This window comes from Bacillus sp. EKM206B (assembly GCF_011066015.1).
Lineage (GTDB): Bacteria > Bacillota > Bacilli > Bacillales > Bacillaceae > Bacillus > Bacillus velezensis.
The window spans coordinates 195,030-212,764 of record NZ_JAAMNL010000001.1; the positions used below are offsets into that span (position 1 = coordinate 195,030).

Genomic DNA, 17,735 nt, shown 5'->3' on the forward strand with positions numbered 1-17,735 from the left:
TCGCGTTAATACGGGATAAAATAATCTTCATATCTTAAAGAAACAACCCGCTATTACTTAGTATCTCATCTGTGCTAAGTAAAGTGGCCTCACTAATCCCCACATTGTTGGCTTTCATGAAGGATTGCACCGCTTGGTAGCCAACCGCATAACCTGCAAACGGTGATAAGCCGACAGGCTGATAACCTTGTTCGGCTGCAAAGGTGTCACCAAACATGTAACTGCTGACCTCAGCAAATCCTTTCATATTTAACGAGTCTTTGATGATTTCTTTTGAGTATTCTAAGTCTTCTTTTTCAAAAGAAGTAACCCAAGGACCTAACAGAGCTTCTCCGTAAAGTTCTTTGGCAAACGATTCTGCCAACCCCTCTATAATTAAGTAATCACCAACCGTTACGTTCCCATAATCCCAATTGAAATACGAAAAACGAATATTATGATGAAATTCATGTGCGATTACAGCAGGCAGTCTAGGTATGTTATATGAATTGGGGAATATTGAAACTTGAATAAATCCCGGAATTCCTCCGAATCCACAATACCCTCTATGTAACTCAAGCTTTTTTTGATTGGCCAAATACATCCCAAACCTTATTTCATCAGCATTTATTTTTAAGCGGTTTTGTTTGATAAATTCTACACAATGAGTTAAAGTGCCATATGCAATTTGAAGAGCTTGAATTTCTTTTAGATTCTCTAATGCTTTTCTTCCGGTTTCCGTATCAAATATGCTCAGATAGCCCAGCATATTTGCAGCCATGATTACATCATATCCGTTAGGTTGCTTTGCCTTTAAGGGAACATTCATCTTTTTCCACATATCTTCAAAAGGTTTCATCATTGAATACCGATAATAATCTTCTCTATTTTCAATCATTGAAAATAACGTTTCGTATTGCCCAATTGTATCCTCGATAATGATTTTAATGGGTACCACCCTTTTTTTGATGATCTATATAAATTGTAATGGCATCGCTCATGAGCTTCGCCAACCCTTCACCATACTGATCGATGTTCTTAGTGAAGCGTTTATCTTCAATATAGAGTTGACCTAATCCGTAAAAGGCATCAAAAGAATATTCACCAAAATTTTCATTGAGAAAATCAAACCACTCTTTGATAGCTGTTTGTACGCTTGGGGACTTGGGAGATTGGTTAATAAGGAGTGCAAATTTATTGAACATTGCAGTCCACTTATCAGATAAATCTTTTTGCTCACCATCAGTCATACTTTTCAATCTAATATTTACCTTATCGACAGGTTGATCACCCCACCGTTTGCGAGCTTCTTGTTCATAAAGATTATGATTGAAGTTCATTCCCTCAAACCGCTCTTTGTTCGTCATGCAAATCTCTCCCATCAAATGTTTGATGGATTTATCGATGGTTTCAATCATTTTATCGACTCTATTCCGTTTCTCAATCAACATTTTCTTTTGTAAAATTAATGCCTCCCTTCGGTTAAATGAAGGACTATTAATGATTTCTTTAATCTCTTTTAAGGAGAAATCGAGCTCCTTGAAAAATAGTATCTGCTGCAGCTGTTCAAGATTCTCTTCAGAATAAAGCCGATAACCGGAATCGGTCGTTTCCTGAGGAGTCAATAATCCGATTTGATCGTAATGATGGAGAGTACGTATGCTTACTCCAATCAGTTCAGCTACTTCTTTTACTTTCATACCCATCACGTTTGCCGCCTCCTTAATGGCTACTCTAAAGTATTACGCAACGTAAGAGTCAATAGTTGGTTAAAGATTTTTTGTATATAAAGAAAGAACATATGAGGATTTCATTGCTGAAATTAAAGAAAAAAAGCCGGGCGTGAAGCTCCGGCCTTTTTCTATTCAATAATGTGCTGCACCCGGCCGATTCGTCCGTCTTCAAGGCGGACCTTAATGCCGCGCGGGTGGAAGCTTGAGTTCGTCAAAATATCCTTCACGATTCCTCTTGTCAGCTTTCCTGAACGCTGATCGGCTTTCAGGACGATATCGACTTCAAGTCCTTTTCTGATGCTGCTTCGCTGCTGGCCGTTCATATGACACATCCGTTCTTCAGTCTTTTCACTTCATATCTTATCATATCGTGTTTTCGTCATTTTATGAAGGACAGACAAATCAATCTGCGTGGCAAATAAAAAAAGACCGCTCTGTAAGGAGCAGTCTTTTATGACATAAACGAAAGCAAAATCGGGGCCGCGCACAGCGTCATAATTGCGGCGAGAATCATGGACACGCTTGAGATCGTTCCTGATACGGAGCTGAGCTCAAATGCTTTAGATGTTCCCGCTCCGTGCGCGCTAGTTCCGAGCAGCACGCCCCGGGCAATTTCGTTATCAATGCGGAAATAGCGGATGACCATCGGCCCGATGATCGTTCCCAATAAAGCCGTTAAAATGACGAAAACCGCTGTAACGGCCGGCATCCCGCCGATCATTTCTGAAACGTTCATGGCAATCGGCGTCGTCACGGATCGCGGCACGAGACTGTCGACTAAGCTGCTGCCGAGATGGAACCATTTCGCGATAAAGGCCGTTGACAGAATGGCGATACATGAACCGACCGCTACGTTCAAAATAATTTCCACGGCGTATTTCTTTAAAATCGGGAAATATTTATAAAGCGGGATAGCGAACGCCACAGTTGCCGGCTGAAGCATATCGGTCAGCAGTCCGCCGCCGAGATTGTATGTCTGATACGGGACATTGACAAGAAGCAGCAGTACGACCAAAACAGCGGGCGTAATCAGAAGCGGCGACGTATACACCCGCGGAAAACGAATGTAGAGTTTTTTCGCGCCCAAATATACTAAGACAGTTAAGAATAAACTTATGATTCCGATGAACACGTTTGTTTTTTCTCCTTTCTTTTTGCTATCAGCTGTGTAAGCGTACCTGTTGAAACCATCACGACAAATGTGCTGATGACGACGACAAGTAAAATGCTTACGCCGAATTTAGACATAATATCTCCGTATTCAATCACTCCGACGGCAGACGGGATGAAAAACAGCAGCAGCTCACCGAGGAGCCATGCTGCGCCAAGCTCAATCCATTCAAGTTTGATAATCTTGAAATGCAATAATGTGAAAAGAATCACAATCCCGATTATACTGCCGGGAATATTTATATGAAGAGCCGCCGTGACCCAATTGATCAGACGCGCAAATATAAACAGCAGAGCGATTTGAATAACGGTAAGCAGCAATTTTTTCATAATGATGCCTCCCTTATATTTATATTGTACAGAAGGTTTTGCTATAGGTAAAATACATATAAAGAATAATGTGTATTCCTTTTGTCTATAGAAAGGATGAAATGTAATGGATATCCGGCACTTAACGTATTTTTTGGAAGTGGCCCGTTTGAAAAGCTTTACGAAGGCTTCACAGTCGCTGTATGTTTCACAGCCGACAATCTCAAAAATGATTAAAAACCTGGAGACGGAGCTCGGCATTAAGCTGTTTTACCGCAATGGCCGGCAAGTTGAACTGACTGACGCCGGGCAGAGCATGTATGTGCAGGCGCAGGAAATCACAAAGTCATTCCAAAACCTGACGTCAGAGCTGAATGATATTATGGAAGTGAAGAAAGGGCACGTCCGCATCGGTCTTCCGCCGATGATCGGGTCCGGCTTTTTCCCGAGAGTGCTCGGTGACTTCCGCGTCACATATCCCGATGTGACGTTTCAGCTTGTTGAGGACGGCTCTATTAAAGTGCAGCAAGGGGTGGAGGACGGCTCGCTTGATATCGGGGTCGTCGTGCTTCCCGCAAATGAAGAGATTTTTCATACGTTCACAATCGTCAAGGAAACCCTTATGCTCGTCGTCCATCCGTCACATCGGCTCGCTGACGAGAAAGAATGCAGTCTTCACGAATTGAAAGAAGAGCCGTTCATATTTTTCAGGGAGGATTTTGTCCTTCATAATCGAATTATGACGGAATGCGTGAAAGCCGGATTCAGGCCGCACGTCATTTATGAAACGTCACAGTGGGACTTTATCAGCGAAATGGTATCCGCCAATCTCGGTATCGGCCTCTTGCCGGAAAGAATCTGCCGCGGTCTTGATCCTGACAAAGTCAGAACCATTCCGCTCGTTCATCCGGTCATTCCGTGGCATTTAGCCATCATTTGGCGGAAAGACCGCTATATGTCCTTTGCCGCCAGAGCCTGGCTGGAGCATACGAAATCGTATTTATGGAATCCGAAAAAGAGAAAAAAGGATGATTAAGCATGGACGCACAAACCGCAGCTCAACACTTGAGTAAAGTGCGGGATCAAAACCCGCTCGTTCACAGTATCACCAATAATGTCGTCACGAACTTCACCGCTAACGGACTGCTCGCGCTCGGCGCATCGCCCGTTATGGCTTATGCAATTGAGGAGGCAGCCGACATGGCGAAAATCGCAGGAGCGCTCGTCCTGAATATAGGCACCCTCAGTTCGGCGTCGGTTGAAGCTATGATCGCAGCCGGAAAATCGGCCAATGAAAACGGCGTTCCGGTCATTTTTGATCCGGTAGGCGCCGGCGCCACGCCGTTTCGGACGGCATCAGCCCGCAAGATCATACAGGAGGTCCGCTTGTCCGTCATTCGCGGAAATGCCGCGGAAATCGCCAATATTGCCGGCGCCCCTGATTGGAAGATAAAAGGCGTGGATGCGGGGGAAGCCGGAGGAGATGTGGTTCAGCTCGCTAAGACGGCTGCAAGCGGGCTGAAGACGGTCATTGCGATTACCGGAAAAACCGACGTCATCTCCGACGGCACCGACACATACGCCGTACATAACGGTGATAAACTGCTGACGAAGGTGACGGGGGCGGGATGCCTGCTGACGTCTGTAATCGGAGCCTTCTGCGCAGCGGGGCAGGACGTTCTGCAAGCGGCCGTTTCAGCCGTTTCTGTATACGGAAGCGCTGCTCAGCTTGCCGCTTTGGACACCTCCCATAAGGGGCCGGGCAGCTTCCAGATTGAGCTTTTAAACAAGCTGGCAAGCATCTCAGAACAAGAAGCGGCCGAGCTTGCCGCAATTGAAAGGGTGACAGAAAAATGACGCGTATTTCTCGGGAAATGATGAAGGATATGTTATCGGTTTATTTTATTATGGGATCAAACAATACAAGCGCAGACCCCGTTTCCGTGGTGAAAAAAGCCATTGAGGGCGGCGCTACGCTTTTTCAATTTCGGGAAAAGGGGAGCGGTTCTTTAACAGGGGATGAACGTGTCCTGTTCGCGAAGCAGGTGCAGGATGTCTGCAGGCAGGCCGGGATTCCTTTCATCATTAATGATGATGTCGAATTGGCCTTGCGCCTTGAGGCGGACGGAGTGCATATCGGACAGGATGACGCAGACGCCGAAAAAACGAGAGCGGCAATCGGCGATATGATTCTCGGTGTGTCAGCACATAACGTCTCCGAGGTGAAGCGGGCGGAAGCCGCCGGAGCCGATTACGTCGGAATGGGCCCGGTCTATCCGACCGAAACAAAAAAAGATGCTGAAGCTGTGCAGGGCGTTACATTGATTGAAGAGGTGCGGCGTCAAGGCATCACCATTCCGGTTGTAGGAATCGGCGGCATTACGGCTGAAAACGCGGCGCCCGTCATTGAAGCGGGTGCAGACGGCGTCAGCATGATCAGCGCCATCAGCCAAGCCGAAGATCCAAAAGCGGCGGCGCGGAAGTTTTCAGAGGAAATTCGGCGCTCCAAAGCAGGGCTGTCCCGATAGGGCGGCCCTTTTTCTGTGGCGCAAAAAGGCAGTGACGGACTTGGAGAATATAAGCCGTATGTCAAGAACAGGGCAATCAGCTTGCAATATCGACCGAAGCGTTTGACGCTCTATCGCTTCGCTCAAAGTGATGCCTGAACCAATCACCGCCGGCGCCGAATGCTTAAAAGCCCTCTACGAAACAGTGAAAAGCTCGCAGGGAGAGATCATTTCGAGATCACGGAAAAACTTGATGCGGAATTCAGCGGATTTGAAGTTTTGATGTCGAAATACAAAACGTGCGATCAATCGTATATGTCTTGTGATACATTAAGTACAGATCAAATCAGAGAGATAAGCACGAAGCTGACGGCTCTTTCTGAAACCATGTCGAAGATTGCCGATGTGCTTTAAAAGGAGTTAAGACGCAGCATGAGCGATGAACATAACAAGGAAAAACAGATCCACAGACGGGATGTCCTGAAGTGGGGCGCCGTCGCGGGCGCCGCCGTCGCTGTCGGAGCGAGCGGCCTCGGAGGACTCGCCCAGCTCTTCAAACCGGCGGCCACCGCTTCAAAGAAGAATGATGAAAAACGTGATCGTGATCAAATCGTTCCTTTTTACGGGAAGCACCAAGCAGGAATCACAACGGCGCATCAGACGTATGTGTATTTTGCGGCGCTTGATGTCATGTCAAGCGACAAAGCCGATGTCATCTCCCTTTTCAAACAATGGACAAGCCTGACGCAGCTGCTGACTTCAGGCGCCGTCCCGTCGGGCGAACAGAAAAATAAATATATGCCTCCGCAGGATACCGGGGAGTCGCAGGATCTGGCCCCGGCGAATTTGACCGTTACCTTCGGCTTCGGCCCCGGGTTTTTCGAGAAAGACGGGAAGGACCGCTTCGGACTGAAAGATAAAAAACCGAAGCACCTCGCCGATATTCCGCCGATGCCTAACGACAAGCTCGATAAGAAACAAGGCGGCGGTGATATCGTCATACAAGTCTGCGCGGATAATGAACAAACGGCGTTTCACGCGGTGCGCAACCTGATGAAACAGGCAGCAGGCGTGTGCGAAGTCCGTTTTCTCAATAAAGGTTTCTTAAGCGGCGGGAAAAACGGGGAAACACCGCGCAACCTCTTCGGATTCAAAGACGGCACCGGCAACCAAAGCACGAAGGATGAAAACCTGATGAATTCGATCGTTTGGGTTCAATCAGGAGAGCCGGACTGGATGACGGGCGGCACGTACATGGCGTTTAGGAAAATTAAGATGTTTTTAGATATATGGGACCGTTCATCCTTGAAGGAACAAGAGGACACGTTCGGGCGGGTGAAAAGCTCGGGCGCGCCTTTCGGACAAAAAAAGGAAACCGATCCCGTGAAGCTGAATCAAATTCCCGCCGACTCGCATGTCAGCGTGGCAAAATCAACCGGCAGACAGATTCTGCGCCGGGCATTTTCCTATACGGACGGGATTGATCCAAAGACGGGCTATGTTGACGCAGGCCTGCTGTTTATCTGCTTTCAAAAAGACCCGGACCGCCAATTTGTCCCGATGCTGAAGGCTTTGGCGGCAAAGGATGCGCTGAATGAATACACACAAACGATCGGCTCTTCCTTATTCGCCTGTCCCGGCGGCTGTAAAAAAGGAGAATATATCGCCCAAAGGCTGCTGGAATCGTGACACCTTCCATATGGAGGGTGTTTTTAAAAAAACACTTGTAACTATATGTGTTACAACTTAAAATGAAAAGGAAAGGAGACTTACAATGACACTGCAGATTAAAGTATATTCTGATTATGTATGTCCGTTTTGCTTTGTCGGCAAAGCGGCGTTTGAAGAAGCAATCAAGGACAAGGACGTACAGGTGGAATGGATGCCGTTTGAATTGCGTCCGAGCCCCTCGCCGAAACTTGATCCGGTGAATGATCCCGCCAAGCGGCAGATGTGGAAAAACTCCATTGAGCCGATGGCGCAGTCTTTAGGCGTTGAAATTACGTTCCCCCGCGTGTCACCGCATCCTTACACGGATTTGGCATTTGAAGGCTTTCATTTCGCAAAGGAACATGGGAAAGGAAGCGAATACCATACACGCGTTTTTCAGGCGTTCTTTCAGGAAGAACAAAATATCGGTGACGTTGGCGTGCTGACAAAGCTTGCGGAAGAAGCCGGACTTGACGCCGCTGCCTTTAAAGAGGCGCTTGAGACAAGAGCGTACAGACACGTACAGCAGGAAGCGCTCCGGCATGCTTATGAAGAAGCCGGCATTACGGCAGTGCCGACGTTTATCATCGGCGATGAGAGAATCCCTGGCGCGGCGGGAAAGGAAACCTTTGAACAAATCATTGAGCGGGAACTGAATAAACGTTAACCCGAAAAAAGCCCTCTCGATCAGCGAGAGGGCTTTGCCATATAGTGTTTGACAAATGTTTGTCTGTCCGCTTCATATGCCGCGGCGTCAAATGAGTCGCCGCAAAAATGAAGGCACCAAGGGTCTTTCTGGCAGGCGACGCCGACTTGATAGCCGTGTTTTTGAAATTCAAGCGACTGTGATGTGTCGTAAAAATGAAAGCCGCGAAACAAATCCTCCCGCCACTCCACGTCATATTGAGCCGCCATTAACAAGCCGTCAATGGCGTCAGCGGGCGTAAACAGGCCGTCTTCATCGCCGTGCTCAAAGTCCAGCGGGTGATAAGCATTCCCCCGGTATTCAATCACTTTTCCCATCCGCTCTCCGCTTTCCCACCAAATGCCGTTCGGCGGCAGGGTTTTGCAGCCGGCGACACCGAGAAGGCCAAGCTCCTGATGAGATTGAAAGATATGAAGCATGTCATGAAGGAAATGCTGATGAATGATAAAGGTATCCTGATGCAGATAAATTTTATATTTGGAGGGGTGTCTCAGCGCTTTGTTGTAGGACGAGGCCATGCTTGCTGAATCGTATATCGGCATGATATCAACGGAGTATGAAGGGGGGACGGTAAGCTGCATGATATGGCTCTTGCACCGGGAGTAGAGCGGCTCGTCATTCACACAGACGACAAACAGAAATGAATGTGAATCCATTACATGCTCCTCTCGGCCTCAATCACATATTGATACGCCGATGCTTCTGCCATAAAGTCATGCCTTATGCCAAGCTGTACGCATACTTCGTGCAATGATGCGATGGCTTTGTGATAAGAGGGGTGATCAACGCGGATCGCCTCAATGCGTTTCACCTCATAACCGGCGGCTTTAAATAATGAAAGCGTCTCTTCACGGGTAAAAAAACGCAGGTGGGTCTGATCCATTAATCCGGCGTCACTGTAAGTCCATTTGCCGGCTAAAAGCTCCAGCACCACTGAGATGTGGCCGACATTCGGTATGCATGCAAGCACCGTGCCGTCTTTTTTTACATAAGGACGAAGCTTTTTCAGCACGGACCACGGGTCGATAAGATGCTCAAGAACGTCTCCGAACAGCATGCAGTCGAATTGTTCTGATTCGTACGGAAGAATGGCGGATTCAATGTCGCCGCAAAGCACGTGGCTCAATTTGCTTTCCGCCTTTTTTGCGGCTTCGGGATACGCTTCAATGCCGTAAACCGTTATTCCGCGGTCTTCGATCGCCGCTCCTAAATTGCCTGTGCCGCAGCCGACATCAAGCACTGTCCGCCAGTTTTCGTCTATTTTGTTCAATAAATAAGGATTCAGGCCTTCGTAGTAGTTCTGTTGTTTTTCATCATAATAGGGATTCGTATCCATCTGTGTATCACCTCATAAATGGGCATATACACAAGATATGCAGCGGGGGGATCTCATATCACCATGTTTGGCTGTTCAATTGCGGAATGCGGACGGGAATGGTTGTCCGGTATACGGTTTGTTCTCTGATTCCCCTCTTATTGCGGCTGTTCCTTTGAAAACTCGGGTGCGGGCGGACTGTGGCAGGTCATATAGTAAAAGGATCCGCCTGTAATCTTACCGCTGGCGGATGGTGTTTTTCATTGGTGTTTTTTTCTTCACCGCTTTTTCAGTATTTAAGAAGCGCCTCACATCGTCAATGTGCAAACCCATGATTCTAGCCTCTTGAATTAACAATTGCCAATCTTGATCTATATCTTTCATTACATGAGTTTTCATAAGAACCTCCAATTGAAAAATTGATTTGCCCAGCTACAGCAGCCAATGTATAACAAATATCACACATAGTTGGCCGGTAATCCCAAATTGAAGATGAATTCACCTACCTATTCCCTAAGAAAATGACTGAAATAACCAAAATCCTTCAAGAATTCTTACGTATAATAATAAACAAATAAATACTGACTGGATAGTATGCAAATAAAAATAAATCATATGACCTATTAACATTTACCCTCAAAGCGTCGACTAGCATATTCTTTTTGCATAAAAAATACCGCAAAAGAATGATTCGGTGTAAGATAAAGTGAATGATCAAACAGCTGGGGTAAAAAATGAAAAAAAACAAATTTCAAATTAAGAGAGAAGAAACATTTGAAAGTTTTATTGACGCAGGCCTTCATCTCCTGATTGAAAGAGCTTACGATTCAGTCTCAATCGATGACATCAGTAAAGCGGCGGGTTTCAGCAAAGGCGCGTTTTACGTTCATTTTGAAAGCAAGGAAGATTTTCTGAAGCATTTATTAGACAGGCGTCAGATTAAAAAAAGGATCATCACCGGCTATCTCGACGAATTAGAAAAGCAAACAGCGCGGCCGTTGACGCTTTGTGAAGCTGCGGCAAGCGCGGCCAGCCTGCTGATGCGGTTTGTAAACAGCAAGCCTGCCTGGAATGTTGTGTCTTTTGCCGTTCATATGCCTACTTACAAAGTCGTCAGTGAATATGAAGCTTATATCCGTCTTTATAAGTTATGGATAGAAGAAAGCACCATGTACATAAATTGGCTCAAATCGAGAAATTTAATAGAAGACCATATAGATACCGAGCATACCGCTAACATGATGTGCGCGCTCATCGACGGGATGATTAAGCAATCCAATGTGCTGGGAAGGCCGGTTACTTTCCGCAGCATGTTTGACGCGCTCTATGTTTTTGTCAGCGGCAGAAAATCAGGGTAACGTTCTTCTTGATTTGACAAAAGGTTTAGAAAAGTCTTTCAGAAAGCGAGGAACTGCCATGCGCTACAGAGAAATTATGATGTATATCATTATGGGGATATTCACGACCATCGTGAATATCGCCAGTTTTTACTTTCTGACGTCGGCATTTGAGATGGATTACAAGGCGGCGACTGTCGCTGCTTGGGTTCTGTCCGTTCTATTTGCATATGTCACGAATAAACTGTATGTATTTCAGCAAAAGACCGCGGGGATGCGGAGTCTGATGAAAGAATTGACGGCCTTTTTCAGCGTGCGGGTATTGTCTCTAGCCATCGATCTCGCCATGATGATTCTTCTGGTCAGTCAATTTCATATGAACGAAACGTTGGCGAAAATCGCCGATAACGTCATTATCGTAGTCGTCAACTATGCGGCCAGCAAGTGGATTGTCTTCAGAAAAGCGAAAGAAGAGGGCGTGTCATAACGGTTTCTTTCCGCGCCCCGGGGGAAAGTGTAATGGTGAAAGGGGATGCGTATGAAGCACAAAATAAAGAAAGCGTTTGCTGATGTATTCGGGGAATCGGAGGACCTGCGCATTTTCTTTGCGCCCGGCAGAGTGAATCTCATCGGAGAGCATACGGATTATAACGGGGGCCACGTCTTTCCGTGCGCGCTGACGATCGGTACATATGCAGCCGTCCGGGAGAGAGAGGACAGGCTCGTCAGAATGTACTCTCATCATTTTAAGGAAGCGGGCATAAAGGAATGCAGTCTCGATGATATCCGCTATCAAAAAGAGGACGGGTGGGCCAACTATCCGAAAGGGGTCATGGCGGAATGTCTCGGCAGCGGTTTTTCCCTTCCGCACGGCTTCGATATTGTGTTCTGGGGAAACATCCCGAACGGCGCGGGGCTGTCATCTTCGGCTTCCATTGAACTTGTTACGGCGGTCATTCTCAAGGAATGCCATGAGCTTGAGGCGGATATGCTCGACTTGGTGAAGCTCGCTCAGTCGGCGGAAAATTCCTTTATCGGCGTCAGCTGCGGAATGATGGATCAATTCGCCATCGGAATGGGAAAGAAACATCATGCGATTCTGCTGAATTGCGGGACGCTCAGCTTTGAATATACAAAACTCGGGCTGTCGGGGCTGTCGATCGTTATTGCAAATACCAATAAAAAACGAACGCTTGCAGACTCAGGCTATAACACGAGGCTCAAGGAGTGCGGGGAAGCGCTTTGTGATCTTCAGAAGCATCTTTCCGTTCAATCACTGGGAGAGCTGACCCCTTCCGCTTTTGACGCCCATGCGGAGCTGATTCAGAATGAAGTGAACAGACGCCGGGCGAAACACGCCGTCTATGAAAATCACCGCACAATAGAGGCCGCCGACATGTTCAGTAACAATCAGCTTCATCATATCGGTGAATTAATGAGGGATTCGCATCTCTCTTTACGCGATGACTACGAGGTGACGAGTCATGAGCTGGATACACTGGCTGAAGCGGCCTGGCGCCACGGCGGGGTGATCGGATCAAGGATGACGGGAGCCGGTTTCGGCGGCTGTACAGTCAGTATCGTCAAGGACGATGCGGTTTCGGATTTTATTGAAACGGCAGGGGCCCGCCATGAGGAGAAGACAGGGAGAAAAGCTGACTTTTACACGGCGGATGTCGGAGCCGGAGCGAGAGAACTAAAGGGGGATGACGATGGCAATTGAGCGGCACGTAGAACGTTTAATCCAGTACGGATTGCAAAAAGAGCTGATTTCCTATCTTGATATTGAATATACAAGAAACCGTTTATATGAAGCTTTGCATATCACCCATCCGGAGGTTTCAGAACAGAAAGAAAATGAATCGGGGGCATCATTGCCGGACATATTGTCCCCGATTTATGAATGGGCGGCAGAAACGGGCCGGATTGCAGCCGATACAGACACCTATCGCGACCTGCTGAGCGCGAAGATCATGGGCTGCTTTGCCCCGCAGCCGTCCGAGATTGTCCGTCGTTTTGAAGAAACAAAGGCGGTGCACGGGCCGGAGCAGGCGACAAAGGCGTTTTACCGATTTTCAGAGGATATGTATTATATCCGTTCGGACAGAATACAGCGGAATGTCGGGTGGACGGCTGAGACGGCTTACGGAAAGCTGGACATCACGATCAACCTTTCAAAACCGGAAAAAGATCCGAAAGCAATTGCCGCTGCCAAAGAGCAGCCTCAATCCGATTATCCGAGATGTGTTCTTTGTAAAGAAAATGTCGGGTACGAGGGGAGACCGGATCACCCGGCGCGTCAAAACCTTCGTGTCATTCCGGTAATTCTCGGCGATGAGCAGTGGTTTCTGCAATTTTCTCCGTATGTGTATTACCGGGAGCATTGCATCGTTTTGAAAGACCGGCACGAACCGATGAAGATCAGCAAAAAAACGTTTGACCGGCTGCTGTCATTCGTCAGCCAGTATCCTCATTATTTTCTGGGTTCCAATGCTGACCTGCCGATTGTCGGCGGCAGTATTTTAAGCCACGACCATTTTCAGGGGGGCAATTATGAATTCCCGATGGCGCGGGCGGAGACAGAAAGCCGGTACAGGCTGCCTGACTATCCGAAAACGGTGTTGGGAATTGTGAAGTGGCCGATGTCGGTCATCCGCCTGCAAAGCGGGAGCGCGTCTGAGCTTTCCGGCGCGGCGGATGCCATCCTGCGGGCGTGGCGCGGTTATTCCGATGAAGCGGCTGATCTCCTCGCCTTTTCAGGAGAAACACCGCACAATACAATTACGCCGATTGCCCGGCGGAGAAACGGTTTATTCGAATTAGATCTCGTCCTCAGAAATAACCGCACCTCTGATGAGCATCCCCTGGGAATTTTTCATCCCCATCAGGAAGTTCATCACCTGAAAAAAGAAAATATCGGACTGATTGAGGTAATGGGGCTTGCGATTCTGCCGGGCCGCCTTGAACAAGAAATGAAATACACGGCTGAAGCGCTGTGCTCACCGGACCCGGAAGCGGTCTTAACGGCAGACCCTTCTGCGGCAAAGCATAAAGATTGGGCGCTCAGTGTGCTGCATAAGCGGAAGGTAACGAAAGAAAACGCGGAACAGATTCTGAAAGAGGAAATCGGCCATGCCTTTGCGCGGATACTGGAGCATGCCGGTGTCTTTAAACAGACAGAAGAAGGCAGAGCGGCTTTCCGGCGGTTTATCCGCCATTTGGGCGCTCTACCGGAAAAAAGCCTCATCCCATAAGGGACGAGGCTTTTTTTTATCCTCTGCTTCTGGCGATCAGGCTGAATAAGAATACCACGATCGCAGCTCCGATGATTGCCGGAATGATGGCAAAGCCGGCAAGGTGAGGACCCCATATGCCGAGCAGTCCGTGCCCGATCCATGCGCCGATCAGACCGGCGATCATTGACCCGATGATTCCCCCGGGCATACTGCCTTTTACAAATAAACTTCCGATCCAGCCGATAATAATAGCGACAATCAGAGATACGATAAAACTCATAAATATCACTTCCTATTTTTTATTATTTATGCCTATATGTTTCCTTCGTTTTGTCCATATTAAACATATGAATGCGTTTTTTATAATGAACATACTCAAGGCGCGTTCCGGTCTTTTTTTTCACAATGCGTTGCGTTAAAATGGAAACCGTGTGAAAAGGTGTGAGCAAAGGAAAAAATATTTCTTTTGTAGAATGTTTAACAAAATGAAACTTTTTGTTGACCAGCGATTTTTATTATGGTAAACCTTTATTTGGTATTATTCGTTCTCACTATCTTTTTTCTCTATATATGCTAAATGATCTAAAACTTTTTATGTTTGATTTGCGCAAGTGGAAAAAGTTCATGCATTTTTTGACGATTTTGTGACATTAGGTCGAAAAAAAGATGAACTTTAGAAAAAAATAAAGCTAATAAGGGCAGATTTTGATAGCATAACAAGGTAGATAGAGAAAAGATTTTGAGAAAGTACATTTCAGATTCACTACATCAATAGGAAGGATGGTGATCTTCTTGTTCAGAGCATTTAAACCGTTACTTTTATTAGCGATGTTGGCTGTTGTTTTCGTACTGGGCGGATGCAGCGACATTTCCGTTTTAGATCCGAAAGGACCTGTAGCAGACCAGCAGAAAGATCTGATTCTCTTGTCAATCGGATTTATGCTGTTCATTGTCGGCGTCGTATTCGTACTATTTACAATCATTTTAGTGAAATACCGCGACCGCAAAGGCAAAGACAGCGGAAATTACAAGCCCGAGATGCACGGCAACACGTTCTTAGAAGTAGTCTGGACAGTGATCCCAATTTTAATTGTTATTGCACTTTCTGTGCCTACCGTACAGACGATATATTCGTTAGAAAAAGCGCCTGAAGCGACAAAGGATAAAGAGCCTCTTGTTGTTTATGCTACTTCGGTAGACTGGAAATGGGTATTCAGCTACCCAGAGCAGGATATTGAGACGGTTAACTACCTGAACATTCCTGTAGACCGTCCGGTTTTATTTAAAATTTCTTCAGCCGATTCAATGGCATCGCTATGGATTCCTCAGCTTGGGGGACAAAAATACGCGATGGCGGGAATGCTGATGGATCAATACTTACAGGCTGACAAAGTGGGAACATATGAAGGCCGCAACGCGAACTTCACCGGCGAACACTTTGCCGACCAGAAATTCAACGTAAAAGCTGTTACGCAAAAAGACTTTAACAGCTGGGTGAAAAAAGCCCAAAGCGATTCTCCAAAGCTGACGAAAGAGAAGTATGACGAACTGATGCTTCCGGAGAATGTCGGAAAATTAACGTTCTCTTCTACACACTTAAAATACGTTGACCACGGCCAAGATGCCGAATATGCGATGGAGGCGCGCAAACGCCTTGGCTACAAAGCCGTATCACCGCACTCTAAAACAGATCCGTGGGAAAATGTAAAGAAAAACGAATTTAAAGTATCCGACGATAAACAAGATTGAAATTGAACAAGAAAGGAGGAAGCCCGAATGAAATTGAGATGGGATGAATTTTTTGTAACAGGTGACCCATTAATTCTGGGCGCACAAGTTTCCATTGCGCTTTCCACTATCGCTATCATCGTTGTACTCACATACTTCAAAAAGTGGAAGTGGCTCTGGTCTGAATGGCTTACGTCTGTAGACCATAAGAAACTTGGAATCATGTACATTATCTCTGCTGTTATCATGCTGTTCCGCGGCGGGGTCGACGGCTTGATGATGCGCGCCCAGTTAGCGCTTCCTAATAACAGTTTTTTAGACTCAAACCACTATAATGAGATCTTTACGACTCACGGTACGATCATGATTATCTTCATGGCGATGCCGTTTTTAATCGGTCTGATCAACGTTGTCGTACCTTTGCAGATCGGTGCGCGCGACGTAGCATTCCCTTACTTGAACAACCTGAGTTTCTGGACGTTCTTCGTAGGTGCGATGCTTTTCAATATTTCTTTCGTTATCGGAGGTTCTCCGAACGCAGGCTGGACGAGTTACATGCCGCTGGCAAGCAACGACATGAGTCCCGGGCCTGGTGAGAACTTCTACCTGCTCGGTCTTCAGATTGCCGGTATCGGTACGCTGATGACGGGTATCAACTTTATGGTGACGATCCTGAAAATGCGTACGAAAGGCATGACGCTGATGCGTATGCCGATGTTCACATGGACGACGCTGATTACAATGGTTATTATCGTATTCGCCTTCCCTGTTTTGACAGTGGCATTGGCGCTGTTATCATTTGACCGTTTGTTCGGCGCTCACTTTTTCACGCTGGAAGCCGGCGGTATGCCGATGCTTTGGGCTAACTTGTTCTGGATTTGGGGACACCCTGAAGTATATATCGTTATCTTACCGGCATTCGGTATTTTCTCTGAAATTATTTCAGCGTTTGCAAGAAAGCAGTTATTCGGTTACAAAGCGATGGTCGGCTCAATTATCGCCATTTCCGTCCTGAGTTTCCTTGTATGGACTCACCACTTCTTCACAATGGGGAACAGTGCGTCTGTTAACTCTTTCTTCTCGATTACAACGATGGCGATTTCGGTTCCGACCGGGGTTAAAATCTTTAACTGGCTCTTTACGATGTATAAAGGCCGAATCAGTTTTACAACACCGATGCTGTGGGCGCTTGCGTTCATCCCGAACTTCGTTATCGGCGGGGTAACAGGGGTTATGCTTGCGATGGCTGCAGCGGATTATCAATACCATAATACGTACTTCCTCGTATCTCACTTCCACTATGTGCTGATCGCGGGTACGGTATTTGCATGTTTCGCAGGTTTTATTTTCTGGTATCCGAAAATGTTCGGCCACAAGCTGAACGAAAGAATCGGAAAATGGTTCTTCTGGATCTTTATGATCGGATTTAATGTATGTTTCTTCCCTCAATACTTCTTGGGGCTGCAAGGTATGCCTCGCCGTATTTACACTTACGGACCGAATGACGGATGGACTGCATTGAACTTTATTTCAACTGTCGGAGCCTTCATGATGGGTGTCGGATTCTTAATCCTTTGCTACAACATCTACTACAGCTTCCGCTACTCTACTCGCGAGATCAGCGGAGATTCATGGGGCGTGGGACGTACGCTTGAGTGGGCGACTTCATCTGCGATTCCGCCGCATTACAACTTTGCAGTGCTTCCTGAAGTGAAATCTCAAGATGCGTACCTGCAATTGAAAGAAGACAAAACGGATATTCATCCGGAAAGCAAGTTCAAGAAAATCCATATGCCGCACAACTCCGGAAGACCGCTTATTATGTCAGTGGCGTTCGGTATTGCAGGCTTCGGACTTGTATTTGAATGGTTCTGGATGGGCATTGTCGGCTTGATCGGCATTCTGCTTTGCATGGTGCTTCGTTCATTTGAATATGACAATGGCTACTATATACCTGTTGAAGAAATAAAAGAGACGGAAAGAAAGATTTCCGAATAAAGGAGGC

At 46.8% G+C, this 17,735-nt stretch carries 20 protein-coding genes and 1 pseudogene; 12 read left to right on the plus strand and 9 right to left on the minus strand.

The window, feature by feature from the left end; translation table 11 throughout:
• Positions 1-34: 34 nt before the first annotated feature.
• From G9F50_RS00895 to G9F50_RS00915, 5 genes are all read right to left on the minus strand, one after another.
• A complete protein-coding gene (locus G9F50_RS00895) occupies positions 35-937 on the minus strand; it encodes a DUF2268 domain-containing putative Zn-dependent protease (protein ID WP_101536294.1) in 903 nt (300 codons plus the stop codon).
• Complete coding sequence (locus G9F50_RS00900; RefSeq protein ID WP_060562576.1) at positions 924-1,685, minus strand: MerR family transcriptional regulator; 762 nt, start codon at positions 1,683-1,685, stop codon at positions 924-926. The genes G9F50_RS00895 and G9F50_RS00900 overlap by 14 nt, the downstream gene beginning before the upstream one ends.
• Before the next feature lie 155 nt (positions 1,686-1,840).
• Complete coding sequence (locus G9F50_RS00905) at positions 1,841-2,035, minus strand: YwbE family protein (protein WP_003150901.1); 195 nt, start codon at positions 2,033-2,035, stop codon at positions 1,841-1,843.
• Positions 2,036-2,163: 128 nt separating this feature from the next.
• On the minus strand, positions 2,164-2,844 hold the full coding sequence (locus G9F50_RS00910) for a CidB/LrgB family autolysis modulator (RefSeq protein WP_012118753.1): 681 nt from the start codon (positions 2,842-2,844) through the stop codon (positions 2,164-2,166).
• Positions 2,826-3,212, minus strand: a complete 387-nt coding sequence (locus G9F50_RS00915) for a CidA/LrgA family holin-like protein (RefSeq protein WP_007407725.1) — start codon at positions 3,210-3,212, stop codon at positions 2,826-2,828. Before G9F50_RS00915 ends, G9F50_RS00910 begins: the two co-directional genes overlap by 19 nt.
• A 106-nt stretch (positions 3,213-3,318) precedes the next feature.
• On the opposite strand from G9F50_RS00915, the gene cidR reads away from it, so the two are divergent.
• From cidR to G9F50_RS00945, 6 genes and pseudogenes are all read left to right on the plus strand, one after another.
• On the plus strand, positions 3,319-4,227 hold the full coding sequence (gene cidR, locus G9F50_RS00920) for a cidABC operon transcriptional activator CidR (protein ID WP_003150908.1): 909 nt from the start codon (positions 3,319-3,321) through the stop codon (positions 4,225-4,227).
• A 2-nt stretch (positions 4,228-4,229) separates the two neighbouring features.
• A complete protein-coding gene (thiM, locus tag G9F50_RS00925; RefSeq protein ID WP_003150909.1) occupies positions 4,230-5,048 on the plus strand; it encodes a hydroxyethylthiazole kinase in 819 nt (272 codons plus the stop codon).
• Positions 5,045-5,719, plus strand: coding sequence for a thiamine phosphate synthase (gene thiE, locus G9F50_RS00930; RefSeq protein WP_060562377.1), 675 nt, complete (start codon positions 5,045-5,047; stop codon positions 5,717-5,719). The genes thiM and thiE overlap by 4 nt, the downstream gene beginning before the upstream one ends.
• 169 nt (positions 5,720-5,888) lie before the next feature.
• A pseudogene (locus G9F50_RS00935) lies at positions 5,889-6,112 on the plus strand (Efem/EfeO family lipoprotein); the annotation flags it as partial.
• 18 nt (positions 6,113-6,130) lie between these two features.
• Positions 6,131-7,387, plus strand: a complete 1,257-nt coding sequence (gene efeB, locus G9F50_RS00940; protein WP_060562379.1) for an iron uptake transporter deferrochelatase/peroxidase subunit — start codon at positions 6,131-6,133, stop codon at positions 7,385-7,387.
• Positions 7,388-7,472: 85 nt separating this feature from the next.
• Positions 7,473-8,075, plus strand: coding sequence for a DsbA family oxidoreductase (locus G9F50_RS00945; protein ID WP_060562380.1), 603 nt, complete (start codon positions 7,473-7,475; stop codon positions 8,073-8,075).
• A gap of 20 nt (positions 8,076-8,095) precedes the next feature.
• Here the strand turns inward: G9F50_RS00945 and G9F50_RS00950 are convergent, their stop codons facing one another.
• From G9F50_RS00950 to G9F50_RS00960, 3 genes are all read right to left on the minus strand, one after another.
• A complete protein-coding gene (locus tag G9F50_RS00950; RefSeq protein WP_020958014.1) occupies positions 8,096-8,770 on the minus strand; it encodes a glycosyltransferase family protein in 675 nt (224 codons plus the stop codon).
• Complete coding sequence (locus G9F50_RS00955; RefSeq protein ID WP_060562381.1) at positions 8,770-9,450, minus strand: class I SAM-dependent methyltransferase; 681 nt, start codon at positions 9,448-9,450, stop codon at positions 8,770-8,772. Before G9F50_RS00955 ends, G9F50_RS00950 begins: the two co-directional genes overlap by 1 nt.
• Before the next feature lie 216 nt (positions 9,451-9,666).
• The gene (locus G9F50_RS00960; protein ID WP_003150917.1) at positions 9,667-9,828 is read right to left on the minus strand and encodes an anti-repressor SinI family protein; all 162 of its coding nucleotides are present in this window, start codon (positions 9,826-9,828) and stop codon (positions 9,667-9,669) included.
• A 335-nt stretch (positions 9,829-10,163) separates the two neighbouring features.
• Here G9F50_RS00960 and G9F50_RS00965 point away from each other — a divergent pair, with 335 nt between their 5' ends.
• The 4 genes from G9F50_RS00965 (at position 10,164) to galT (ending at position 14,020) form a co-directional block, all read left to right on the plus strand.
• Positions 10,164-10,787, plus strand: a complete 624-nt coding sequence (locus G9F50_RS00965; RefSeq protein WP_007614590.1) for a TetR/AcrR family transcriptional regulator — start codon at positions 10,164-10,166, stop codon at positions 10,785-10,787.
• Positions 10,788-10,866: 79 nt separating this feature from the next.
• A complete protein-coding gene (locus G9F50_RS00970) occupies positions 10,867-11,253 on the plus strand; it encodes a GtrA family protein (protein ID WP_032869853.1) in 387 nt (128 codons plus the stop codon).
• 51 nt (positions 11,254-11,304) lie between these two features.
• Positions 11,305-12,489 carry a galactokinase gene (locus tag G9F50_RS00975; protein ID WP_060562382.1) on the plus strand — a complete coding sequence of 395 codons (1,185 nt, stop codon included), beginning with the start codon at positions 11,305-11,307 and terminating at the stop codon, positions 12,487-12,489.
• Positions 12,479-14,020: a UDP-glucose--hexose-1-phosphate uridylyltransferase gene (gene galT / locus G9F50_RS00980; protein ID WP_060562383.1), complete on the plus strand. Its 1,542-nt coding sequence runs from the start codon at positions 12,479-12,481 to the stop codon at positions 14,018-14,020. The genes G9F50_RS00975 and galT overlap by 11 nt, the downstream gene beginning before the upstream one ends.
• Before the next feature lie 16 nt (positions 14,021-14,036).
• On the opposite strand, the gene G9F50_RS00985 is transcribed toward galT, so the two are convergent.
• Positions 14,037-14,282 carry a GlsB/YeaQ/YmgE family stress response membrane protein gene (locus G9F50_RS00985; protein ID WP_060562384.1) on the minus strand — a complete coding sequence of 82 codons (246 nt, stop codon included), beginning with the start codon at positions 14,280-14,282 and terminating at the stop codon, positions 14,037-14,039.
• Positions 14,283-14,785: 503 nt separating this feature from the next.
• On the opposite strand from G9F50_RS00985, the gene qoxA reads away from it, so the two are divergent.
• Both qoxA and qoxB read left to right on the plus strand, forming a co-directional pair.
• Positions 14,786-15,751, plus strand: a complete 966-nt coding sequence (qoxA, locus tag G9F50_RS00990) for a cytochrome aa3 quinol oxidase subunit II (protein ID WP_012118744.1) — start codon at positions 14,786-14,788, stop codon at positions 15,749-15,751.
• A 27-nt stretch (positions 15,752-15,778) separates the two neighbouring features.
• Positions 15,779-17,728 carry a cytochrome aa3 quinol oxidase subunit I gene (qoxB, locus tag G9F50_RS00995; protein WP_014419186.1) on the plus strand — a complete coding sequence of 650 codons (1,950 nt, stop codon included), beginning with the start codon at positions 15,779-15,781 and terminating at the stop codon, positions 17,726-17,728.
• Positions 17,729-17,735 lie beyond the last annotated feature (7 nt).